The 23,661-nt window shown below is 59.8% G+C and carries 24 protein-coding genes; 10 read left to right on the top strand and 14 right to left on the bottom strand.

Annotation, left to right across the window (positions count from 1 at the left end):
- Positions 1-3 precede the first annotated feature (3 nt).
- A complete protein-coding gene (locus QP995_RS08585) occupies positions 4-984 on the top strand; it encodes a 1,4-dihydroxy-2-naphthoyl-CoA synthase (protein ID WP_502869800.1) in 981 nt (326 codons plus the stop codon).
- Between the two features lie 107 nt (positions 985-1,091).
- On the opposite strand, the gene QP995_RS08580 is transcribed toward QP995_RS08585, so the two are convergent.
- From QP995_RS08580 to QP995_RS08560, 5 genes are all read right to left on the bottom strand, one after another.
- Positions 1,092-1,751 carry an ABC transporter ATP-binding protein gene (locus QP995_RS08580; protein WP_080969612.1) on the bottom strand — a complete coding sequence of 220 codons (660 nt, stop codon included), beginning with the start codon at positions 1,749-1,751 and terminating at the stop codon, positions 1,092-1,094.
- 179 nt (positions 1,752-1,930) lie between these two features.
- On the bottom strand, positions 1,931-2,980 hold the full coding sequence (locus QP995_RS08575) for a FecCD family ABC transporter permease (RefSeq protein WP_042389120.1): 1,050 nt from the start codon (positions 2,978-2,980) through the stop codon (positions 1,931-1,933).
- A 95-nt stretch (positions 2,981-3,075) separates the two neighbouring features.
- Complete coding sequence (locus QP995_RS08570) at positions 3,076-4,197, bottom strand: ABC transporter substrate-binding protein (protein WP_224783767.1); 1,122 nt, start codon at positions 4,195-4,197, stop codon at positions 3,076-3,078.
- Positions 4,198-4,411: 214 nt separating this feature from the next.
- A complete protein-coding gene (locus QP995_RS08565) occupies positions 4,412-5,812 on the bottom strand; it encodes an MATE family efflux transporter (protein WP_065421727.1) in 1,401 nt (466 codons plus the stop codon).
- Positions 5,809-6,057: a hypothetical protein gene (locus QP995_RS08560; protein ID WP_241482443.1), complete on the bottom strand. Its 249-nt coding sequence runs from the start codon at positions 6,055-6,057 to the stop codon at positions 5,809-5,811. Before QP995_RS08560 ends, QP995_RS08565 begins: the two co-directional genes overlap by 4 nt.
- Before the next feature lie 6 nt (positions 6,058-6,063).
- Here QP995_RS08560 and QP995_RS08555 point away from each other — a divergent pair, with 6 nt between their 5' ends.
- Positions 6,064-6,213, top strand: a complete 150-nt coding sequence (locus QP995_RS08555; RefSeq protein ID WP_246817631.1) for a hypothetical protein — start codon at positions 6,064-6,066, stop codon at positions 6,211-6,213.
- Between the two features lie 454 nt (positions 6,214-6,667).
- On the opposite strand, the gene QP995_RS08545 is transcribed toward QP995_RS08555, so the two are convergent.
- The 7 genes from QP995_RS08545 to arfB all read right to left on the bottom strand — a co-directional run bounded on the left by QP995_RS08545 (position 6,668) and on the right by arfB (position 13,560).
- Positions 6,668-7,420, bottom strand: a complete 753-nt coding sequence (locus QP995_RS08545; protein ID WP_016422021.1) for an ABC transporter ATP-binding protein — start codon at positions 7,418-7,420, stop codon at positions 6,668-6,670.
- Entirely contained in the window at positions 7,417-8,367 is a 951-nt protein-coding gene (locus QP995_RS08540; RefSeq protein ID WP_016422020.1) for an ATP-binding cassette domain-containing protein, read from the bottom strand. Before QP995_RS08540 ends, QP995_RS08545 begins: the two co-directional genes overlap by 4 nt.
- A complete protein-coding gene (locus QP995_RS08535) occupies positions 8,364-9,191 on the bottom strand; it encodes an ABC transporter permease (RefSeq protein ID WP_016422019.1) in 828 nt (275 codons plus the stop codon). Before QP995_RS08535 ends, QP995_RS08540 begins: the two co-directional genes overlap by 4 nt.
- Positions 9,184-10,131: an ABC transporter permease gene (locus QP995_RS08530; protein ID WP_016422018.1), complete on the bottom strand. Its 948-nt coding sequence runs from the start codon at positions 10,129-10,131 to the stop codon at positions 9,184-9,186. Before QP995_RS08530 ends, QP995_RS08535 begins: the two co-directional genes overlap by 8 nt.
- 126 nt (positions 10,132-10,257) lie before the next feature.
- Entirely contained in the window at positions 10,258-11,928 is a 1,671-nt protein-coding gene (locus QP995_RS08525) for an ABC transporter substrate-binding protein (protein ID WP_284853107.1), read from the bottom strand.
- Positions 11,929-12,148: 220 nt separating this feature from the next.
- Positions 12,149-13,075 (bottom strand): pyridoxal kinase PdxY, encoded by a 927-nt coding sequence (gene pdxY / locus QP995_RS08520; RefSeq protein WP_246822076.1) that lies wholly within the window; start codon positions 13,073-13,075, stop codon positions 12,149-12,151.
- Between the two features lie 41 nt (positions 13,076-13,116).
- Positions 13,117-13,560 carry an alternative ribosome rescue aminoacyl-tRNA hydrolase ArfB gene (gene arfB / locus QP995_RS08515; RefSeq protein WP_284853106.1) on the bottom strand — a complete coding sequence of 148 codons (444 nt, stop codon included), beginning with the start codon at positions 13,558-13,560 and terminating at the stop codon, positions 13,117-13,119.
- 141 nt (positions 13,561-13,701) lie between these two features.
- On the opposite strand from arfB, the gene QP995_RS08510 reads away from it, so the two are divergent.
- From QP995_RS08510 to QP995_RS08485, 6 genes are all read left to right on the top strand, one after another.
- The gene (locus QP995_RS08510; RefSeq protein ID WP_070546372.1) at positions 13,702-14,484 is read left to right on the top strand and encodes an SDR family oxidoreductase; all 783 of its coding nucleotides are present in this window, start codon (positions 13,702-13,704) and stop codon (positions 14,482-14,484) included.
- 16 nt (positions 14,485-14,500) lie between these two features.
- A complete protein-coding gene (locus QP995_RS08505) occupies positions 14,501-15,181 on the top strand; it encodes an alpha-ketoglutarate-dependent dioxygenase AlkB family protein (RefSeq protein ID WP_284853105.1) in 681 nt (226 codons plus the stop codon).
- A 33-nt stretch (positions 15,182-15,214) separates the two neighbouring features.
- Complete coding sequence (locus QP995_RS08500; protein ID WP_284853104.1) at positions 15,215-16,444, top strand: sensor histidine kinase; 1,230 nt, start codon at positions 15,215-15,217, stop codon at positions 16,442-16,444.
- Positions 16,445-16,517: 73 nt separating this feature from the next.
- Positions 16,518-17,204, top strand: a complete 687-nt coding sequence (locus QP995_RS08495; RefSeq protein WP_231367171.1) for a response regulator — start codon at positions 16,518-16,520, stop codon at positions 17,202-17,204.
- A 115-nt stretch (positions 17,205-17,319) separates the two neighbouring features.
- The gene (locus QP995_RS08490; RefSeq protein ID WP_016422010.1) at positions 17,320-18,063 is read left to right on the top strand and encodes an ABC transporter ATP-binding protein; all 744 of its coding nucleotides are present in this window, start codon (positions 17,320-17,322) and stop codon (positions 18,061-18,063) included.
- Entirely contained in the window at positions 18,060-19,493 is a 1,434-nt protein-coding gene (locus tag QP995_RS08485) for an ABC-2 family transporter permease (RefSeq protein WP_016422009.1), read from the top strand. Before QP995_RS08490 ends, QP995_RS08485 begins: the two co-directional genes overlap by 4 nt.
- Before the next feature lie 23 nt (positions 19,494-19,516).
- On the opposite strand, the gene QP995_RS08480 is transcribed toward QP995_RS08485, so the two are convergent.
- Positions 19,517-20,698: a YkvI family membrane protein gene (locus tag QP995_RS08480; RefSeq protein ID WP_016422008.1), complete on the bottom strand. Its 1,182-nt coding sequence runs from the start codon at positions 20,696-20,698 to the stop codon at positions 19,517-19,519.
- A gap of 99 nt (positions 20,699-20,797) precedes the next feature.
- Positions 20,798-21,454, bottom strand: coding sequence for a peptide-methionine (S)-S-oxide reductase MsrA (gene msrA / locus QP995_RS08475; protein ID WP_016422007.1), 657 nt, complete (start codon positions 21,452-21,454; stop codon positions 20,798-20,800).
- Positions 21,455-21,556: 102 nt separating this feature from the next.
- Here msrA and menE point away from each other — a divergent pair, with 102 nt between their 5' ends.
- Together menE and QP995_RS08465 are read left to right on the top strand one after the other, a co-directional pair.
- Positions 21,557-22,705, top strand: coding sequence for an o-succinylbenzoate--CoA ligase (gene menE / locus QP995_RS08470; RefSeq protein ID WP_016422006.1), 1,149 nt, complete (start codon positions 21,557-21,559; stop codon positions 22,703-22,705).
- 56 nt (positions 22,706-22,761) lie between these two features.
- Complete coding sequence (locus tag QP995_RS08465) at positions 22,762-23,658, top strand: 1,4-dihydroxy-2-naphthoate polyprenyltransferase (protein WP_016422005.1); 897 nt, start codon at positions 22,762-22,764, stop codon at positions 23,656-23,658.
- Positions 23,659-23,661 lie beyond the last annotated feature (3 nt).

Here is a 23,661-nt window from a genome sequence, read left to right as displayed (position 1 = left end):
TTTATGCTGGAAGCCATGACTGATACCGCGAAGTACTCGACCGATAACCCCTTCCGCCCTGAGCAGTGGAAGACGGTTGATGGTTTTGAGGATTTGACCGACATCACCTACCACCGCCACGTCGGCGAGGGCCGCGAAAACGGCATTGTGCGCATTGCTTTTGATCGCCCGGAGGTTCGTAACGCGTTCCGCCCGCACACTGTCGATGAGCTCTACCGCGCGCTCGACCACGCGCGTCGCACCCCGGATGTCGGCGTTGTGCTGCTGACCGGCAACGGTCCGAGCACCAAGGACGGTGGCTGGGCATTCTGTTCGGGTGGTGACCAGCGCATTCGTGGTCGTTCCGGCTACCAGTACGCAACGTCACACCAGCATGACGACGCCACCGCGGACGCATCCACCATCGATACTGCGCGCGCCAAGGTCGAGGGAGGTCGCCTGCACATCCTGGAGGTGCAGCGCCTGATCCGCACCATGCCGAAGGTTGTTATTGCCGTGGTCAACGGTTGGGCCGCAGGTGGCGGACACTCCCTGCATGTGGTGTGTGACCTGACACTGGCATCGCGCCAAGAGGCCCGCTTTAAGCAGACCGACGCTGACGTGGGATCTTTCGATGCCGGCTATGGCTCGGCCTACCTGGCGAAGCAGGTTGGTCAGAAGTTTGCCCGCGAGATTTTCTTCCTCGGCCGCTCCTACGACGCTGAGACCATGCACCGCATGGGCGCCGTCAACGAAGTCGCCGACCACGCTGAGCTGGAAGATGTCGCGGTCGAGTGGGGCCGCATGATCAACGGCAAGTCCCCGACGGCGCAGCGCATGCTGAAGTTCGCTTTCAACCTGACCGATGACGGACTGATGGGCCAGCAGGTCTTCGCGGGCGAGGCCACTCGCCTGGCGTACATGACCGACGAGGCCGTCGAGGGCAAGGAAGCGTTCCTGGAAAAGCGTGACCCGAACTGGGACGAGTTCCCGTTCTACTACTAGGGGCAGTTAGGGGGGCGCCGGCTGGGGCGCTCGTCGGGCCCTGCACTTTAGCGCTCATTCGTGGCTGTAGAACAGCCGAGAGCGTGCGCTACAGTCACGGGTCTGCGCTAGAGTGCCTCCGACGCTTCGACCGCCAGCCCGCCATTGCGAGTCGGGAGCACCGCACCTTCTACCTGATAAACCTCTCGCAGCATAGCTTCATTAATGACCTCTGCCGGAGGCCCTGCACTGCTGACCCGACCATCGGCTAGAACAACCACATGTTCGCAAAAGCGCGCCGCTTGCCCCAGGTCATGAAGTGTCATCACTACCGCGCAGGGCAATTCCCGCGCACACTTGCGTACCTGCCCGAGAAGCATCAATTGGTTACGCAGGTCGAGTGCGCTGGTGGGCTCGTCGAGAAGCAATACCCGAGGTCGTCGCACAACCGCCTGCGCAAAACTCACCAACTGCCGCTGTCCCCCAGACAACTCAGACATCAGCCGCGATGACAACGCAACCAACCCAAGTCGTTCAATGGTGGCCTGCACTTCTGCCCGCACTGTGGATCCGACACGCAGTGCGGAAAACCCAGAAAACGACTGTTGCCGGGCAAGCAGGACGCTTTCGTACACGGTCAATGAGCTCAGCGGCGGAGGGTCCTGTGGCAAATATAGAGATCTTTCAGCACGTACCTGCCCCGAGCAGTTTTCAAGGCCCGCCAAACACCTCAGCAGTGTCGATTTGCCAGCTCCGTTGGGACCGACCAACGCAGTCACGCTTCCCATCGGAAGAGGCCCAACGTCGACATTGTGCAGGACATGATGGCCGTCGTAAGCAAAAGACACTCCTCGCGCGCTAAGAGCGGACGATTCTGGAGGGGTTTCGCCGAGGGGTTTACCGTCAGGTTTACTGGGGCTGTCGTGATGACCATGTACAGCGTCGTTCCCGACAAAGCGACTTGCCTTTAGCCAACCCACATTTTCCTCCTCTGGCCAGCGATAATCGCGACAAATACGGGCACTCCTACAATTGCGGTAATAATGCCTACGGGAAGAATTACACCCGGTTGAATCACCTTCGACACTGCCGATGCCGCAACCAGAAGCAGCGCCCCTACCAAAGTCGAAGCAGTAAGAAAATAACGTTGATCTTCGCCTACCAATAAGCGCGCAACGTGTGGGCCGACGAGACCGATAAATCCAATCGTACCGGCCATCGACACAGCGGTTGCCGCCATAAAGGACACCACGATAAGGGTCAGCGCACGCAGTCGATCAACGTCTACGCCAAGGGCTTTTGCGCGGTCATCGCCCATCCGGAATGCAGTCAGCGACCAGGCATTGAGGTAAAAGAAGAGTAGCCCCATCACGAATATCACCGCGAGCAACGCAATCTGCGTCCAGTTCGAGCGGGTGAGACTACCCATCGTCCAGAACACAACCTGTTCCAACTGCGTCTCCGAGGCCAGGTATTGCATCAGGGCCAGTAGAGCGTCGAAAAAGAATACAATCGCGATACCGAGGAGAATCATCCCCTCGACTCCTGGGCCACGAAATCGGGAAAAGAGCAGAATCGCAGCGCAGGCCAGCATCGCGAACACCCACGCAGTCCCGGCCATCCCCAGCACCGCACCGATTCCCTCAGAAGCGAAGCCGGTGACCACAGCCAGGGCAGCACCGAATCCGGCCGCCGCTGACACGCCCAGGGTGTACGGCTCGGCCAGGGGATTTCCCAGAATTGTCTGCATTTGTGAGCCCGCCGCTGCCAGCGTCGCTCCGACGAGCACTGCAGTCACGGTCATCGGAAGCCGAATGTCGAAAACAATCTGGTGGTCAATGGGTCGCGCACCAACCGGATGGGTCAATGTATGCAAAACTTCGCTGGCAGGCATGCTACCGCCACCGAGTAGAAAGTCAGCAAGCGATGTCAAAGCCAACACCACAGTAATCAGAGCGATTATCACCCACTTCTTCCGTGCTGCGCGCTGATACCAGTGAAAAGTTGACTGCACCATTACTCTATCAGGGCTGACTTCCTGCTCCCCGCGAACGGCGTCTCCGCTCCCCTGCGTTGTTGCCAGGTTTCCGTGCGAAACTTGCATGTTCGACATCACTCCAGCCCAGTCCAGAAGGTGCCCGAGGCCTCGATTGGCAGGAACTTATCGTGCAGGTCCTGTACCTCTCGTTCAGTGTCAATGTCGCCGAACAAGTCCGGGTGCATGGCCTTTGCAAACATCTCGACTGCCAGGAAGTTATATGGCGAATCGTAAAAATGATGCCATGCGACGAAAGTACGCTTACTTTTCACCGCGTCGACTTCACGCACAGCGGGTTGCTTACCGACGACATCGTGAAGGGCCTTTTGCGCCTCTTCCTTCGATTCCGAGTAACCCAGCGGTACGTAATTTCCTTCCTTGACCGGAGTCTTACCCTGATCCCAGTCTGCGCCTGTGGCAATGATGACTTCAGGATTCTTCCCGGCCAATGCCTCTGGCGATACCTGCCCTTGCTTCGCATCAATCATTTCGTCGCCAAGGTTTAGTCCACCGGCAAAATTGACAATCTGCGCCAGGTTGGACTTGGCGAAGGTTGAGCAGCAGTCAAAGTAACCGGGTGCTCGCCACAGGAATGTCGGTGTCGGTGCTGGTTTCTTCTCGGCAAGGCGGTCAGCGACCTTGTTGACCTTCTTCTCGTAGTAGTTGATAAAGTCTTCCGCCTGCTTTTCACGCCCCAGCAGTTGTCCCATCATTCGAATACTGGGCTCGGTGTTTTTCACTGGGTCAATGAAGTAGTCGACAGTCACCGTCGGCACGCCTGCCTTTTCTAATCCATCAACGATTCCAGCATCTTTAGCCGCGTCGAAGACACCCGCATTTACTACGAAGACATCGGGTCGGGACTCCAGAGCCTGTTCCAGCGACATAGTGTTGTTGTAAATCTCGCCTGTGGTCGGGATGTCCTTGATTTTGGGGAACTTCTCAACGTAGCGGTCGTAAGTGGCTTTGTCGTTTTCCTTCAGGTCCTCTGGCCAGGCAACGATCTTGTCAGTTGGATTGTCTGGGTTCAGAAGCGCCGTCGTGTAAAGCATCTTCTGCCCGCCCATCAGGATTCGCTCGACATTCTGCGGGACTTTAACTTCGCGTCCTAGCGCATCGACGACGGTACGCTTCTCACTGCTAGCGGATGCGTCTCCATTTCCATCTGAGCAAGCGGCGAGAAGGACGAGCGACATGCATAGGAGTACCGCGAAAAGCACCCTTGCGGGGAAGTCACGCAGTAGCACGCTTGGAGTAAGAGGAGAACTAACCTTCATTTTCTTCTTTCCGGAGCAGGCGGTCAGTCGACCGCATATTCAGCTCCTCGGATCCCCTTCGGTAGAGGGAAAACGTCATCTTTACGTGGATGGTTCAGACTATTTCTGGATGGGTGTTACGAAGCTTCGGCCGTCACACGGAACTAGTGGGTTGCAGGTGACGCTGCAGAGCGCGGTAAAGCAGAGCAGCGGTCGTGGAAAAGCCAAGGATGAGCCCAACCCAAACGCCATATCCTTCCCAACGAAGGCCAAGGCCAAGAATCAGGAGAGCTGGAACCCCCACCGCCCAGTAGCCCCAAAGGGTCGCACTGAGACCCGACTTCGTGTCGCGCAGCCCACGAAGGAGCCCCACCAGCACGTTCTGGGAGCCTTTAGCGAACTGCTGAAGCACGGCAAGGCACAACAAGATTGTCGCTATATGGCGTACATCGGGATTGGCACTAACGTTGGAATCAGTAAGGAACAGTCCAACGACGTACTTGCCCAGTAGCAACCAGAGCAAACCGACGACGGCAAGATAAATACCCACTGCGTGCAAAACCCGACGTGATACCTGTTTGACTGCCTCGGCACCATCCGCTAATGCACGGCTGACCAGTATAGATCCTCCGTGCGAGAAGCCGATACATACTTGGTAGACGATATAAGCGAGTTGGTTAACAACGGTGTGCGCTGCCAGCATGACTGGGCTAACCAGGCCCATCGCTAGACCTGCGATAGTAGTAATCGCAGCTTCAGAGCCGTAGGTAAGCGAAACTGGAATCCCAAGCCGAATAATGCGCCTCATGCATGCTGCGTCGCCGGGCCTCGGAATGACCGCGAAGAATTTCCGTAGCTGACGGTCTCTTTGCAGCAAGCCAGCAAAGGACAGCAGGGTAAAAACCTGGACGCAGGTGGTCGACAGACCGATGCCCACCAGTCCCCATGCAGTTCCCCATTCATTGACACTTGTTAGCCGGAGGAATCCAGCGTTGAGAGCAGCGTTGACAACGATGGAGATGAGCGTAACCACCAGCAGAGAGCCCGGCCGACGCATGCCGACTGCAAACTGCCGCAGGACATTGAGCCAAATCATCGGGATAAGGCCTGGTGCAAGTGCGACCGTCATCGAGAACGCTAGCTCGGCAACAGTGTCGTCGATGGGCAAGATGAGTGCAAGCGCACCAAATGAAATCACGATGAGGCCACCAATGATTGCAGTTGCGGTACCGACGGCCATGCAACTGCGTACCGCTTGGCGGATTCGCTCAGCCGCAACTTCCTCGCCTGTCTTTTCCCACTCCGACGCGGCCTCGGCTACTAGGTTGCCTCCGGCGGTGACCATACCGACACACATGGTGCGAATCTGGTTGTAGAACTGCATTGCGAGTCCGCCGCCGGCAATTGCCACTACACCGAGGGTCTGCAGCATCAGCACATCGGTCGTGGTTAGCGCAACCCCCGCTAGCTGAACGCCCGCGATGGGTAGCGCAAGCGAATAGACATCACGGTAGGACACGGTTTGCTGGCCAATTGCACGAGCTGGATTTATCACCCGGCCACCTCGAAGGAACTAGCAATGGCACGAGAATCACCATAGGCTCTGAGCATTCGCGAAACTTGACGCTCCATAACTTCTGAATACAAATGATTTTTCTGAAGCCAATCAGTATCAAAAATTGTGTCGAGATATTTCTCACCAGCATCACAAACAATGACGACCATTGTTGTTCCTGCCTGAAACTCGTGTAGATGACGCAAACCTTCGTAGATTGCAGCACCTGCTGTGCCTCCAACCATGAGCCCATGTTCCCTAGCCAACACTCGGGCCACGGCGAATGCCTTGACATCGCTAACTTTGACTCCATGGTCGATGAGGTCGTAGCGGGAGTTCGCGAGGCTCCAACTTTTTGGCAGTCCATTAGCGCGTATGGCATGCCGCTTTCATCGTCGTAGAGACTAATGGTGGTGTAGTACTTATCTGGGTTGTCGCTTCCGTGGCGATAAGAGGTCTTGTATCCAACGAGATCACGGTTGGCATCAAAACCGAGCATCGAAAAAGCAATCGAGTCCCGGCTCTCAACCGGTAAGTCAATCATCATTTTTGTCGGGCACTGCGAGGAACCTTCCGCGAATGCCAAGTATCCATCTTCTACTGCACGGATAACCAGCGAAGGTTCGAGTTCGATATCTTCCAAGTCCGATCGGGTCAAAAGTCGAAGCCTTGGAGTTTTTGAATCAATCAATAGAAGTCCTTCAAGCAAGTAACGATTGATAGCCAACCATTCAATCAACAACAGGATAGCCTACAATATCCACCATAGGTATGGCTACCCTAAGTTCTAAATTCTATCGGCGATCACAGGCAGTGAAGGTTCAATGACTCCAAGCTGGGCGCTAAGTAATATCGCTACTCTAAGGCGACGACGCCGTCGCACACGGCGGCGAGAAGCCTGTGTTCATGGCTAATCATGAGAACACCGCCGCCAGATACGGCGAAATCCCGGATGACCTCGACGATTGCCGCGGAGTTGGCGGCGTCGAGCATGGCGGTCATCTCGTCGCAGATGAGGTAGCGTGGACCGGCGGCCAGGGTGCGAGCGACTGCGGCACGCTGGAGCTGCCCGTCTGAGACCTGGCTAGGGAAGCGATCGAGAAGGTCCGGAGTCAGCCCAACGTTTCGGATGAGCTCGTCGATGTCCACACTTTTCCCGGTTCGCTGACCATCCCGCCGCCCTTGCCGCCCCTGTCGTGCGGCTGAGCGAATGGTGCGCCCCAAAGTCATCCGCGGGTCGCAGGACCTTCGGGGAGACTGAAACACCATCCCAATCTGGCCACGAACCCGCTGCCCGGCGCGGCTGCGCACAGCGCCGACCGGCACCCCGTCGCAGAAGCACTGCCCTAAATCGGGCACTTCCAGGCCTGCGAGGATACGGCCGAGCGTGGACTTGCCAGCCCCCGAAGGCCCACGAAGCCCGACGATCTGCCCTGGATCAACCCTGATGGAAACGTCCGATAAAACGACTCTCGCAGAGCCGTCCTTGGCGCCGAATGACTTCGACACGTTCTCGGCGACCAGCGCTTTGCCACTCGCCTGCGCGTCACAGCTCACCGAAGCCTGCTCACTCACCAACGCCTTACTCACCACAGCCTCCTCGTTCATTTCCCCGCCTCCTCGAGCCTGCGCGCGTAGCAATAGTCCTCGTCCAGGTTCGTCAAGCTCGGCACCACGCCGGGCATCGGCCGCATGCCGTTTTCGGGCAGCGCTGCGAGCAGGTCGCGCATGTATTCGCTGGCTGGGGCCTCAATCACCTGTTTTGCCGGTCCCGTCTCCTCAAGGCGCGATGCGTACATCACTGCAACTCGGTCGGCGATGCCGCTATCGCGCAGCTCGGAAATGTCGTGCGTAATTAGCATGACTCCCACACCACTGTCGGCGATTTGGCGAAGCATGCGCAGCAGGGCCATGGTCAGGTCGGGGTCGAGGGAGGCCGTCGGCTCGTCAGCAATCACCAGAGCAGGGTCGCCAGCCAGGGCGAATGCCACTGCTGCGCGCTGCGCCATACCCCCGGAAAGTTCGTGGGGATACAGCGCCGCGACCTCCGCATCCAGGCTGACTCGCCGCAGCATCTCCTCCACCGTGTGGTTGCGCCCCAGAACGGAAATTGTTTCTTTTAGCTGTGCCCCGACCGTGCGCACCGGTGTCAAAAACGTCGCCGCCGACTGCGGTACTAGCGCGATTTGCCGCCCCGCCAGCTCCTCGTCAGTGCGAGCAAGGCCCGCGCCGGTACGTCGCCGCGCCAGAATTTCGATGGGCTCGGCGTTCCTCTCCGCTTCTGCACCACTGTCAGCTGCCCCTTCGCGCGGATAGAAACGCACCTGCCCCTCTACTCTCGCGTGCGGCGGCAGCATGCCAACCACCGCCGAGGCAATAATCGACTTTCCGCAGCCCGACTCACCCACAACCGCGACGACCTCTCCCCTACCCACAGTCAGGGACACGCCCGTCGCGGCATGCACCACGTCACCACCGCGCAGGGGAATCCGCACTGTCAGTCTCTCAATGTCCAGCAGCTTCTCTCGCTTGCCGACGCCCTCCCGAGCACTCACACCAGCACCTCCTGTCCGGTCACCCGCTCCTTCAAATGCGTGCCGACGGCCGCAATACACAACGTTGTGGCGACGAGGAAAAACGAGGGAAACACCAAAATCCACCAATGGCCGAGAAGCAGGGCGCCCTCGGCGTCGGCAAGCAGAGTCCCGAGAGACGGCTTGTGCGGCGGCAGGCCCACCCCAAGGAAAGACAGCGTCGACTCGTGCCAGATTGCGTGCGGGATCAGCAAGATAAGGCCGACCAAGGACTGCCCCAATGCCGCCGGAACAACGTGCCGAGCTAGCACGCGTGCGCGGCTCATTCCGGACAGGAGCGCGGCCTCGACGAACTCGGCGCCCCGCAGATGCAGCACGGACGCACGGACCGTTCGGGTGATGGTCACCCAGTGCGTCAGTACCAGGGAGATGATGATTGCGGGGACCGAGCCTCGGAAAAGGCTGACGATGAGCAGCCCCAGTAGCAGGTGCGGCAGCGCGTTGGTGACGTCGGCGCTGCGCATAATGACGCGGTCGACGCGCCCGCCGAGCATGCCTGCGGTAACGCCGAGGACGATACCGACGATCGCCGAGCACACTGCCGTGACCAGTGCAATGAAAAGGGAAATGCGCATTCCCGCAGCAACTCGAACGAAAACGTCGTGCCCCTTCGAATCGGTACCGAAGAAGTGCTCAGGCCCCGGGGCGACACCGGAATTGGCGAAGTCGGTGAGCACCAGGTCGGAGTCGTGAAACAGCGGAGTTAAAAAGGCGTAGGCAGCGATGAGGACCAGGCACGCCACGGCCACGACCGGGGCGACCGGCCTCTTTGTCGTTTTAAGCATCTGCATCCACCCGTGGGTCGAGGACGACGAAGGCGACGTCGGCAAGCAGATTTCCGAGCAGGACGATAGCCGTCGTCGCGATAGTGAGAATGCTCAGCAGCGGAAAGTCCAAGCTCTGAGCCGATTTGACCAGCGCGGTTCCGAGCCCAGGCCACGCGAAGACCGCCTCCACCAGTGTCGATCCGACGACCAGCTCAGACAGTCGCGCGCCGATGAGCGCGAGGAAAGGCGGCACTGCGGTCGGCAGGATATGGGAGAAAATAATCGTTCGGCGCGGAATGCCGCGGACCTGCGCTCCGGTGACCGCGCCGGAGTCCATGACCTCGACGATGGACTCACGCAACGACAGCACCAGCCACGGCACCTGCGTAATCGCAAGAACGACAGCTGGCAGCGTAAGGTGCGCCACCGTAGAGGAGAAAGTCACGGGCTCGCCCGGGTAGGTCAGGCCTCCGGTGGGAAATAGCTTCCAGGCCAACGCAAAAAGGCCGAGGCCGCCGAGTGCAACGACGAAGGGCGGGGTCGCCTGAATCACCGTCGAGATCGACAGGACTAGCCGGTCTAGCACTCCCCCGCGCCGCACCGCAGCCCACAGTGCCAGAACGAATGACAGCGCGATAGCTCCGGCAAGTCCGCAGGCGCCGAGCAGCATCGTCCACGGCAGACGCTCGGCGAGCACCTGCGTCACCGGCTGTGAGTAGGACCTCGAAATGCCAAGGTCGCCCACCGCCAGGCCCTGCAGCCACACCAACCACGACTCCCACCAGGGCCTATCCAGCCCCAACTGGTGAGAAATCGAGACTCTCTGCGCTTCGGTCAGGTTGCCCGCCTGACCTTTGAGATACGCATCCAAAGGGTCGAAGGGGCTCACCGCCGCCAGCGCGAACACTGCTGCCGTCACCGCCACAACGATGGGAACGGCTACCAGCACTCGCCTCACGACGATTCCTGCGACCTGCCGTTTCCGGCTCTTGAAACGGGGTTGATGCTCAGAGGGGTGTAGACGCGGGTGTGAGTGCGGGCGCGAGCGAGGGTGAGGACGTGGGTGTGGCTCGGCTTTTGTCATTTACTTGTGCCATGCCCCCAGGTTGAACCACGGGCCGAAGTTCAGGCCGTGGGCATGGGGCTCAAGGATGGCATCCGGGTGCGTGTAGCCACGGTCGCGCTCGACATAGACATGGTCAACGTAGACCAGCTGCAGCATGGCGGGCTTTTCGGCGTAGAGCTTCTGAATCTTACGGTAGAGCTCGTCTCGCTTGGCCTGGTCCGCTTCGACGCGCGCCTGGTCGAGCAGCTTGTCGATCTCCGGGTTGACGTAGTCGGAGCCGTTATCCCACTTGGCACCGGCACCCGGCTCAGCGTACTTGGAGTGCAAGATTGAGTAGATCTGGCCGTCGACGGAGTACGGGGTACCGCCTCCTCCCAGCATGACCGGGGTCTTGGCGTAGTCCTCGCGGGTGACAGACTTGGAATCACGGGCGACCGGATTGACCTCAATGCCGACCTTCTTCAGGTCGGAGGCTGCGGCCAACGTCAGGTCTGTGCGGGCGTGATCGCGGTTCGGGAAGTAGATGACATCGAACGCGGCGCGCTGGCCGTCCTTGACGCGGATGCCGTCCGAGCCCTTCTTCCACCCGGCGTCGTCGAGAAGCTTCTCGGCCTTCGCGGTGTCGTGCTTGATCTCGGCGGTCGGGTCGTAGGCGTCGCCGTAGAAGTCCGCGAGGAAGGTGGAGTTCGGCTTCGCGTGGCCCTTCATCACGTCTTTCGCCATGGCCTCACGGTTGACAGCCAGGTTGACCGCATTGCGGATTGCCTGGTCACCGGTGACCGGGTTGCCCGCTGGAAGGGTGATTCCGCGCCAGTCCGCCGAATGCGCCGACTCGACCTTGAATCCCTCCTGGCCTTCAAATTCCTGCGCCAACGCCGGCTCCATAATGGTTCCGTCGCCCTCGCCGCCGCGCAGCTGCTGAGCACGGGAGTTTTCGTCCTGATTGACTCGGTAAATGACTTTCTTCAGCTCAGGGGCCCCGCCGTGATAATCCTCGCGGGCCGTGAAGATGGCCTCGTCGGCACGCAAAGATTCGAGCTTGAACGGGCCAGTTCCCACGGGCTTGGTATTGAGATCTGAGTCCTCGGCGGGCTTCAAATCATCGAAGTTGAAGGCCTCCGACGGGGCGATGCCGTTGAGGAGCTGGTGATCGAATTCCGCGTACGGGATATTCAGCTCGAAGACGACCTTGTCTCCGTCGGCGTGCACCTCATCGAGCATTTCCCAGTTCGGAGCCTCAGAGGAGGCCGAGCGCTCGTCGAGGATGGCCTTGTAGGTCGCCACGACGTCCTCCGGCCCGAAGGTGGTCCCGTCGGAGAAGGTGATTCCGTCCTTGATTGGAACGGTCCACGTTTTGTTGCCATTGCTCGGCTCGGCGGGGCCGGAGGCTAGCAGAGGCTCAAAGTCGACGGGCTTCGTGGAGGTGTCACCCGACACCGGCTTGAGCCGGAAAAGGCCCTCGTAGACCGGGGAATCGCCGGACCTGCTGTAACCAGCAACCGGGTTGTATCCGCCGGTTTCGTTGTTATCCAGCAGGACCAGGGTCTGCTCGGCGCTGGCGCCGGAGTCCCCGGCGACACCGGAGGCGGACTTATCATCGGGGTTCGAACAGGCGGTCAACCCGAGGCCACAAATCGCAAGTGCAGAGACCGAGACAGCCAGGGTTCGCCCCGTGCGGGTAGAAAACATTTACTCCCCTTTATTGAAGGATAGGCACAACTAAGTAGTAACCGTTTTCATTATCTACTCATTGGAAACTTTATTTCAATGGTTCAAAATCTTTTCTTCTTGTTGCGCAAATGTTTAGAACCCAGGTAAAAGGCAGAAAATCCCGAAGACCTGGTACGACGATGGCGGCAACACATAAGTGCTGCCGCCATCGACTCCCCCCATATTCGCTTATAAAGCGCTACGCTACCTTCGTAACCTCAAAACGCTGCTCCGGGTGGACGTAGGCCTCCTGCGCACGAACGAGCTCCAGCTCGCCAGAGCCGGACTCGTGCGTGACCTTCAGCAGCTCAAAGATGCTGGCCGCGGTGTTGCCCAACGCGACCGACAGGTCACCGTCAATACCGCGACCGCGCAGCAGGTTGCCCGCAAACAGCGCAGCCGTGACATCGCCGGAGCCGTTGCGCTTTAGCGGCAAGTATGGCGTCGCCACCAGCCATGCGCCCGAGCCGTTGACGGCGAGCATCTCAATCTCACCCTCCTTGCGCTCCGGACGCAGCACGCTGGTGACCAGCACGGACTCCGGGCCCATCTCACGAGCAGCATGGGCTGCCGCAATGGTGGACTCCAGGTCGTTGACCTCGCGGCCCGTCAGGTATCCCAGCTCAAACTGGTTCGGCGTAATCACGTCTGCCACCGGCACAACCTTGTCGCGCAGCAGCGGCGGGATGTCATCCGAGACGTGGCAGCCGCTCTTGGCATTTCCCATCACCGGGTCACACGAGTAAATGGCCTTCGGGTTGCGCTGCTTGGCCATCGCCACGGCCTCGATGATGACATCCGCAATATCGCTACCGCCCTGGTAGCCGGAGATAATCGCATCGACGTCGTCAAGCTTGCCCAGCTCATCGATACCCTTGATAACCTCGCTCACATCCATGGCCGGAATCATCGGGCCGCGCCACTGGCCGTAGCCGGTGTGGTTGGAGAAATCGACGGTGTGGACCGGCCACACTTCAAAACCTGCGCGCTGCAGCGGGAAAACAGCAGCGGAGTTACCCACATGGCCGTAGCTCACATGCGACTGGATGGACAGGATCGAGGGCACGCGGTTGAACTCCGCGACGGCTTCAGCTGCCTTTTCGGTAGGGGCCTGATTTTCGCTCATTCCTCTATATTGCAACGAATGCGCGAAAATCCCATATTCCCCTAGTAGGAGCTGGGTCGGCGCCTGCTGGCTTTGAGCTCGGAGCGGCGCTGCTTCTGCGCTTTACGACGGGCAATCGAGGCCCGACTCGGTCGAGTCCGCCGGCGCCTCGGAGGCGGTGGCTGCACAGCTTCTCGGATGAGTTCCGCTAAGCGCCGCCTGGCTTCCGCGCGGTTGCGTACCTGGGAGCGCTGCGTGGTAACCGACACGGTGAGTGTCGTGCCATCGAGTCGGTGGCTGAGGTTCTGGAGAGCGCGGCGGCGGTAGACGTCGGAAAGCACGCTGAGCTCGGCGATATCGACCGATAGCTGCACCTTGGAATCCGTGGTGTTAACGCCCTGACCGCCCGGCCCTCCGGAGCGCGCGAAGCGTTCGGTGAGCTCCGCCGCGGGGATGACGAGGCCCTTTGGGATGCCGGGACCTGGTGGGATGTTCAGGGGTTTCATGGTGGCCAGTGTAGTCAGGACGCGTTTGTGATCGGGTCCCGTTTCCTCCAATCCGCTGTTAAACAACAAATGCTCACCTAAGCTGGCAAATAACATTTATCCACTTATAAAAACAGCAAGAAAAGGCAGGATTGAGACACCATGGCCACTTCTGATTCCCCGTCCATTTTCATCTCCGGCGGCGCGCAGGGCATTGGCCGCGCGGTGGCCGAGAAGTTCCTGGCTGCAGGCTGGACCGTCGGCGTCTACGACATCAATGAGGATGCCCTGGCGAAGCTCAAGGCTGAGCGCCCGGAGGTAATCGTCGGCAAGCTGGACGTGACGGACTTTAAGCAGTGGGAGGACGCGCTTGCGGACTTCACCTCCCACACCGGCGGTAAGCTGACAGTGCTGGACAATAACGCGGGCATCATCGGCGATGGCGATATCACTGACCAGTCACCGGAGATTATCCGCGCGCAGGTGGACATCAACTGCACCGGCCTGACACTGGGCGCGAAGGCGGCGCACCCGTACCTGAAGCGCACCAAGGGGTCTCACCTGGTCAACATGGGTTCGGCTTCGGGCATTTACGGCCAGCCGCACATCGCGCCGTACTCCGCGTCGAAGTTCTACGTCTCTGGTCTGACGCAGGCTCTGGATCTGGAGTGGCGCAAGGACAAGATCCGCGTCGTCGCCATCATGCCGCTGTGGGCGAAGACCAAGCTGGCGGACGTTTCCGCCGGTTCCACCCGTCGTCTTGGCGTGCGCATCACGCCGAACCAGGTCGCTGATGCCGTGTGGAAGGCAACGCATCCGCAGAACTTCATTGAGCGCCAGCGCCACTTCTACTCGGTGTCGGCAGCGGACTTTATCCTGCGCTACCTGGGCAAGATTGGTCCGCAGTTCCTGTCCCGCCCGGTTAACGCAATCATCGCGGGTTAAGAGGCAAACTAGACCTATGCTCCTCGATCAGCTCCCGCGCGACGATGCCCGCATCACGCCGGGAGTTGTTCATCTTCCGGGGTGGCTGCCATTGGAGCGGCAGGCGGGCATCATCACGCAACTCCGTGACATCGCCCGCGACCTTGCCGGAACTCCCCTGGCCATGACTCGCCCACAGCTCAAAAGTGGCCAGATGCAGGTCTTCATGCTCCATCTCGGCCGCATGTGGGCCACAAATCCGTACCGCTACGTCACACACGTAGGCGGCGTTCGCGTCCCGCCCGTGCCTGACAATCTGCTGCAGCTCGCCACCGAAGCACTTCGTGCCGCCGCGCTTTACGACGAATCCCTCAACCAGTGGCCCTCCGCTTTTCGTCCCGACATGGCGTTGGTCAACTACTACCCACCCGGGGCCACCATGGGGATGCACCAGGATCGCAACGAAAACTCCCCTGCCCCGATTGTGTCGCTCTCTATCGGCGATGAGGCTCTGTTCCGCATTGGCGGGACTGAAAACCGCAACAAACCCTGGGATGACGTGACTCTCGCCAGCGGGGATGTGATTGTGTTTGGTGGTCCGAAGCGGCTTGCGTTTCATGGTGTGCCCAAGACTCGTCCGGGCACGCTGCCGGAAGGGTGCGGGCTTAAAGAGGGCCGCATCAACATCACATTCCGGCAAGTGGAAAACTCACACTAAACCGCGCAAGCCACCGACCGCTAGCCTAGACACATGCAGCGCACCGCTTCCTCCATGCACGCACAGCCTGCCACCGCGCAGACTCCTGCCCCACTCGACTGGCACAGCCGGGTGCGTTTCTTTGTCGGCTCGTTCCCAGCTGCCGATCTCGCTATTGCGGCTGCTTTCCTGCTGTGCTGCTGGTTGAGCATGACGCCGCTACTTACTTATGGCCCGAGCTTTACTTATGTCACCAATGTGATTCTGTCCGCGATGATTGCCGGGGCCGCAGCGTTTCGTCGTAAAGCAGTGCGTGCATCGTTTGTGGTTACGTACAGCGCCCTAGCGGGTCTCGCCCTGCTGGTGTGGTTATCCCCTGTAAACCTTGGGCTCGACCCTATTATTGTTGCTGCCCCACTATCACTATGGGCTGTGAACAGGTGGGAACCGAATCGCACCTGGGGCATCGTTGGGCTGTTTTTAGGGTTGATTGGCAGCTTCCTCAACCCGGCAGTTCCTGCCTTCGGCTTTACCCCGGAACGACTATTGGTCTTCGGACTACCGGCGGTGCTTATCACGGCGAGCGCGTACGCAGTGCCCCTGTGGCTCCGAATCAACGCCGAGGAACATGCCGCGGAGTTGGAAAACGTCGTAGCGCGCAACAAACTGGAGTTGTCCCGGGAGCTTCACGACGTCGTGGGGCACGGACTCACCTCTATCAAGGTTCAGGCCCAAACCGCGCTGTACCTGGCGGAGATGGATGACTCCCGAGCGAAATCCGCCGCTGAAAAGACCACGCTGGAAGGTATTGCCCAGACCGCAGAACAATCGTTGCGGGATGTGCATGCGCTTGTCGATGCATTACGTGAAGGCGGCGAGATTAGCGCTGACCCGAATGAGATTCCGCGTCTAGTTTCGGCTGTTTGTCCGCCGGGTCGCGATGTTTCGGTGACTCTGCCGGAGTCTTATGGGGACCTGGCGGATTGGCCACTCGCGAAGCGGCTGACTCTTGTGCGGGCAGTGACGGAGTTGGCCGCGAATATGGCCAAGCACTCATCGGGTGATGGTCAGCTGGCACTGGCAATCGATCCACCTGCCGACGCTGATGACAGCCCGGCGCGGGTTCATTTGATGACCGCAAACCGGGCTGAGAGCGATACTTTGGACCCCAGGAAGCGAGCTGGCGCTGGCCTGATTGGTCTGGATGAACGCGTGGCGCAGCTCGGTGGTGAGATGACTTATGGTGAAAGCGACGGCATGTTCCGCGTCAGTATTCGGCTGTAAGCAGTTCGACCGAAGCAAGGCTGACTGGCGATTCTGTCGAGAAAGACGAGCAATGGGTGTAATTCGAGTACTAGTGGCTGAAGATCAGGCTCTGATTCGACAGTCTTTCGCGCAGCTTATTGATGCCCACCCGCAGATGAAAGTCATTGGTGCCGTGGGCGACGGCGCCGAGGCTGTGCGTTGTGCCTCCGGTGCGGATGTGGTCGTCATGGACATTCGTATGCCTGTGATGGACGGTATCGAGGCCACACGGCAGATCGTGCAAGGCGTGCCGTCCAGAGGTGCGGTTCGCGCATCCGCTCCGAAAGTCCTGGTGCTGACCACTTTCCGCGAAGAAAACCTGGTGCTCGACGCTTTAGAAGCTGGGGCGGCAGGCTTTTTGCTCAAAGACTCCAATCCCCGCGAGCTGCTTTCGGCCATTATGCGCATCCACCGTGGTGAAGGAGTCATCGATCCGAAGGTGACACCGATGGTGTTGCGGCATGTTTCACCGCGTGCATCTCACTCTGAACAGCCAGCGAGGGAGTCCTCGGCCAGTGGCTCTAGCTCAGATACCACCCACGCAGCGCCCCAGTTCACACCCCGCGAACAGGAGATTTTGAACCTCGTCTGCCAAGGGCTTTCCAATGACGAAATCGCTCGCAGGTTGGTTGTCGCTACAACGACAGTGAAAACCCATGTGAAAGCCCTGTTGACCAAAACGGGCTCACGCAGTCGTGTGGATCTTGTCATTTGGGCTGCGAAAAACGGGCTGCTGTAGCTTCTCCTCGCGGTGCCGTCACCCTCGCTATTGCCTCCTCCCTAGGGAGGATATTTCCGCCACCTCATCCTCAGGGAGGGCGCGAACCGTGCCAAACACTCCTATTACTTAAGGCATGAACGCACCAACCCCCACTTCAGGCCCTTCCGCAGATGCCGCCGCTTCCCTCCTTCAGCTGCGCGGCATCACTGTCTCCTACGGCAAGAACGAACCTGTCCTAAACGGCCTCGATATGAGCGTCCGTGCCGGCGAGGTCTACGGACTATTGGGACTCAACGGCGCAGGTAAATCCACGTTGATGAGCACGGTGCTTGGGCTAATTCCCTACTCCGGTGAAATCAGCATCGCGGGACACCCGTGGTCCGTTGTCGACCTGGACCGCATCGGCGCCTCCATCAATGGCCCGGCGTTCTACCCACAGCTCTCAGCCACCGACAACCTCAAGGTTCACGCGCACCTGACCGGCACGGACAAGAGCCGTATCGCCGAAGTCCTCGACATGGTGGGGCTGCACTCGGGCAACAAGCGTGCCCGCGCTTTCTCAACGGGCATGAAGGTTCGTCTCTCGCTGGCGATGGCGCTGCTCACCGACCCCGACATTGTGCTTCTCGACGAGCCCACCAACGGCCTCGACCCCGAAGCTATCGTGGGCCTGCGCACCTTGTTGCGAAATCTTGCCGCTAGTGGCAAGGCCGTCGTGGTGTCCTCCCATCAACTCGGAGAAGTCGAAAAGAGCGTTGACCACCTTGGTGTCCTCGCCGGTGGCCGACTGGTCTACGAAGGCCCGCTGACTGACTTTGCGGCCTCTGGTCAATCCCTCGAGCAAGCTTTCTTCACCGCAGTAGGTGTTGCCCGATGAGCACTCAACCGCACACGCGCACTCTTAACACACGCACCGTTCCTACTCGCCGCTACTTCCGCGCCGAGCTACTGCGGGCGAAGTGGTCACTCACCATGTTTCTTCCCATCATCATGGTGGCAATCGCTCTGGTCAGCATGGTCTTTTCTAGAGGCGTTGACGCCACCGCCATGGCGAGCGCCCACATCTACTCGCTTATCCTGCTTCCTCCCCTGGCTGCTATTACGTCCGTCATCGGCCAAAACCGTGAAGAAAAACTCCGCCAAGGCGGCCTAATCTGGCGCAATATCTCGGGCACTCGAGTGCTCCTTGCCCGCGCAGCCACTGTCATTGCCTCCGCGGCCCTCGGTCACGCATTGATGGCTGCACTCCTTGCCCGGAGCGTGAGCACCGCATCGCAATTCACGCTCTTTAGCACGTTGTCATTCTTCGTCTTCTGGGCATTCGGCCTTGCCCTATGGCGCCTTGTGCCACGCGCAGCTCTCTTCCTCGCTCCGCTCGCTTCCATCGCTTGGGCCATCGCAGGAACACTGGACGCCATGAGCCCAAACTGGAAAGTTCTCCCGTGGACCTGGGCAATCCGCCCAACGTTACCTATCCACGGAGTGCAGGCTAATTCCATCTCGGCTCCCGCCGACAGCGAGATCTGGAACATCGCCATCCTGCCGCCCGCGTTGCTGCATTTACTCCTCGGGCTAGGTTTATTTGCCATCGCATTGCTTGCGCACGGAAAATCTCTCAGCTTGCCGACGGGCCGGGAACGCAGCACTTCGTCGTTAAGCCATGGTATGAGCGCGACCCTTCCGTGGCGCGCCTGGTGGAGTCTCGCAGCGCTGATGCTTGCCGGACTTGCGGTCGTGCGTGTGGTGTGGAACCCGGAGTATGCGCTGGGGCTGCTGAGTTTCGTCTGCGTGCCGACGGCTGCAACCGTGGTCGCCATCATGACCTGGACCTCGCAAGCTGATGCCTGGCCAGCGCTGATGTATCGGCGTGCGCGACGGAGCATCACACTCCGACTGTTTGCTTTGGATATGGCGTTTCTCGTGCCGGTGCTCGTGGTTGCGGTGATTATCAGTGGCGCGGGCGGCCAGACCAATAGCCAGACGGGCATTAACCCCTGGCCGTACCAGGCGGTCATCGCGTCTCTTGTGGCCGCGATGATAGTGGCCGTGACCGGCTTAATTGCGCGTCGAAGTGTGGCGGCCGCAATCTTTGTCTCGGTCGCGCTCGGCGGTTGGGCGGTGATGGTTGGCGGTGATGTCCTCAGCGCCTCACCGCTGTGGTGGACCTCGGAATGGGGATGGACCTGGGTAGTACGTGATTACCCCCAGCGGTGGCCGTCGATGGTTCTCGTATCCGCCATTGTGATCGTGGCTTTCGTGGCTTGGGCTCGGGCGACATCGCTAAAGGCCATCCGATCCCAAGATTGACAGCGGTGCCGCGAGCACCCCACCTACTCCTCGATAGCCTCGCGAACCTCTTCGACACTGAGGTTGGAGTCTTCAATCTCCTCGCGGGCCTCCTTGTTCCGGCCACGGCGGACCAGGCGGAAGATGCGCTTGCGGCGGGAAGTCTCTTCACTGATGCGCTCGCGGCCGCGCAACCAGGCAACAAGCATGACAGTAATGAGCAGCAGACCGATGTAGCCCAGGATTGGGTAGACCCAACCGATTAGGTTCTGGAAGCCCATGAAGCTCAAGGCGAAACCGAGCAAGACCAGCGCGACGTAGACAATCTTGAATTTTTCCGGGTGATTTGCGGTGACGCGACGCCCCAGTGCGTAGAACATGCCAAGTGCCGTGTTGAAGATCATGCCAAGGATTACCACGGCCATGGCCTGGCCTAGCCACGGGTGCAGTCGATTAATGACGGTGAGCATTGGCACGGCATCGGTGGCGACGGTACCAACAGTGTGGAACAACGTGATGGTGGTGATCAGCAGCATCGCGGAGTAGATCAAACCACCGGTAAACCCACCGGCTCCAGCGGCGCGGGGATTGAACAGGCTACCGCCAATAACAATCGCCATGGAAACCGCAACCATCAGGTTAAAACCGACATAGTTCACTGCGGCGACAACCCAGTTCGGCAGAGTGGTCGGGACTTCCGCAACGGCAGCTGCCTGCTCCGCGGCTGGGGTGGCATCGGTGAACGCCAGCGTATAAACACTGGCCAGCAGAATAAAGCCGACGATAAACGGCGTGATGGAACCGATCACTGTGGTCACTCGGTCAACATCGAGGAAACCGGCTGCAATGGTAACCAGCACCATGATTACGGCACCGATCCACACGGGGATGCCCCACTGCTGCTCCATGTTGGCACCGGCACCGGCGAACATGACGAACCCTGTGGCGAAGAGCGTGATAATCACGCCAATGTCCAGTACTCGCGAGAAGATGGGGTGCGATACGCGTCGGAAAACTTCGCCGTGCTCGCTGGCCTGAAAGTAGCTTCCCAGCTGCAAAATGATCATCGCCATCAGGCTCATGATCACCGCTGAGAGAACGGCACCCCAGACACCATTGATGCCAAAGGCGACGAAGTATTGCATGATTTCCTGACCCGTCGCAAAGCCCGCGCCGACGACCACGCCGACGAAGGCAAATGCAACGCGCAGTACTTGCTTCACCACAAGGGTTCACTCCTATTCGACTATCTGATTGATATAACCACCTTACTTTTCTCAGTGAGTTTTACTAATCGCGACTGACCGTTCTAAAAAGCTTCGCCTTTAAATTCCGCAGGCCACGCCGGTCGAATGCACTGGGCAGTAGCCGTTCGGATTCTTAAACAAGTACTGCTGATGCTCATCCTCGGCTCGGTAGTACTCCCCTGCCGGAGTCTCCGCGAGTGGCTTAATCTCCGTGGTGATGGCCCCCAGGCCAGCGTCGGCAAGCTTCGGCGCGTAGGCATCGGCGATCTCCTGTGCCCGGCGCGCTTGCTCGGGCGTCGTCGTGTAGATCGCGGAACGGTACTGCGTGCCGACATCATTACCCTGGCGGTAGCCCTGCGTGGGATCGTGGGCTTCGAAGGCCTTGGCGATCAGCTGGTCGAAGCTAATCTGCTCCGGGTCGTAGACGACCTCCACAATCTCGGTGTGGTTGGTGCGTCCGGTGCAGGACTCGCGGTAGGTGGGATTTGGCGTCACGCCACCGGCGAACCCGACCGATGTGCTGAGCACGCCCGGTGTTTCCCAAAACAGCTTCTCAGCGCCCCAGTAACAGCCAATCCCGATGTAGACGACCTCCTGGCCTTCCTCCCATGGGCCGGTGATCGGCGTGCCGAGCACCGCATGCGGCTTCGGATTTTCCAACACCGGGTGCGAGCCGCCCTTGAGCGCCTCATCTTCCGGCACCAGCTCTGCGGACCTGCCAAAAATCCAACCCATCTTCTACGCCTTTCTATCTATGACTGTCTTTGGTCTGCGCAACGCGCCCGAGGCCACGATTGTTCCGACCTCGCCACCAGAAACTACGGCACAACACGGGCTATGGTTTGGGTTGTGCGTACGCTCAGCCTGCTTTCCGTCAATCCCCACGACCCGACCGCCATCCTGCCCGACCTCCGCGCCGCGCTGGACGGTGAGGTCTCTCTTCTTCCCGTTCCGCTTCACGACGGCACGCGCGCCTCAATCTTGCGGAACTCGCAACGCGCAGGTGAGCCGATTGATGAGTCCATCGCGCTTGTTGTCGGCACTTCCGGTTCCACCGGCACACCGAAGGGTGCACAGCTGACGGTGGATAACTTGGTCTCCTCTGCTACCGCTACACATCAGTGGCTCGGCGGTGAAGGACAGTGGATGCTGGCGATGCCGGCCTACCATATCGCTGGCCTGCAGGTTCTCATTCGTTCGCTGCTCGCTGGCACGGATCCGGTGTGTGTGGATGTGACCGACGGTTTTGATGTTGCCGCATTCGCCGACGGCGCCGAGGCCCTCACCAGCGACCGTGCCTACACCTCGCTGGCTCCGATGCAGCTGGCCAAGGCCATGGAAGAACCCTTTGGCGCGGCAGCCCTGCGCCTGTTTGATGCTGTCCTTGTCGGCGGCGCAGCCTTGAACCCGCAGGTGGCAGCGCGCGCCGAAGAACTCGGCATCAACGTCGTGACCACCTATGGTTCCTCCGAGACAGCCGGCGGCTGCGTCTATGACGGACAGCCCATCGAAGGTGCACAGGTCGCCATCGAAAATGGTCGCGTTTGGCTGGGCGGACCGATGATTGCACACGGTTACCGCAACGCGCCCAGTCACGAGGCTTTCCATAAACCAGGTTGGTTCGCCACCTCCGATGCGGGCGAGATCCACGATGGCCGACTAGTCATTACGGGACGCCTGGACACCATCATCGACTCCGGCGGGTTGAAGCTGCACCCCGAAGTCCTCGAACGTGAACTGCTCGCCATCGATGGAGTTACGGGAGCCTGCGTGGTCGGTGTGCCACACCCAAGGCTCGGCCACGCTATCGTCGCAGCGTATGAAGGCATCGCTGAGCTCGGCGATGTCATGGACGGGCTCGGCGATGCTGAAGACGCCGGGCGAATCAATCACTGGATGATTCCCAAGGACCTGCGTCGCGTGGAGGTCCTGCCACTGATTGGTCCGGGCAAGGTCGACCGGAAGAAAGTCGCGGCGCTCTTTTAGCTCATTCAGACACGCATTAGTTCAAGGCATTTGGTGTCACGTCCTATTATTAATTCATGTCTGAAGCACCAAAGAGTCCTGCAACGGCGTCGTTAAGCGATTGGCTGGAAGGCGCGCGCCCCCATACCTGGGCGAATGCGTTTGCGCCGGTCATCGTCGGTGTCGGAGCGGCATCGACGCACGCGCCGATTATCTGGGGACGTGCGGTGCTCGCGCTGGTTGTCGCGTGGGCGTTGATTGTGGGCGTGAACTTCGCCAACGACTACTCCGATGGCATCCGCGGCACTGACGATGACCGCTCGGGCCCGCTGCGCCTGACGGGTTCTGGTCTGGTCGAGCCGAAGGTTGTGAAGTACGCGGCGTTCGGTTCCTTTGGTGTCGCCGGTCTTGCCGGTGTGGCGCTGTCCCTGATGAGCGCGTGGTGGCTCATTCTGGTCGGTGCACTGTGCATCGCGGCTGCGTGGTTCTACACCGGCGGTAAAAATCCCTACGGTTATCGCGGACTTGGCGAGGTCTCGGTCTTCGTCTTTTTCGGTCTCGTCGCGGTGCTCGGCACGGAATTCACCCAGACGGGCTCGCTGTCTTGGGTCGGCCTGGCCTGCGCAATTGGTATTGGTTCGGTGTCTTCTGCCGTGAACCTGGCGAACAACTTGCGCGACATCCCCACCGACGCCGCTACCGGCAAGATCACCTTGGCAGTTCGCCTGGGCGACTTCCGCACCCGCATCGTCTGGCAGATTCTCTCCCTCATGCCCGCGCTGGCCAGCAGCTTTATCGCTTTCTGGCGCCCATGGGCGCTGGTGGGTCTGCTCATCGTGCCGCTGTGGGTGAAGGCCTCCGAGCCAATTCGCATGCATAAGAAGGGCAAGGAGCTCATCCCGGTACTGGGGCTTACCGGCAAGATGATGCTTGCCTGGTCCGTCATTACGGCACTCGCACTCGCGCTCAGCTAGGGG

The sequence above is a fragment of the Corynebacterium sp. MSK032 genome (assembly GCF_030232065.1).
Classification (GTDB): domain Bacteria; phylum Actinomycetota; class Actinomycetes; order Mycobacteriales; family Mycobacteriaceae; genus Corynebacterium; species Corynebacterium jeikeium_D.
This window is presented reverse-complemented; position numbering and strand designations above follow the sequence as displayed.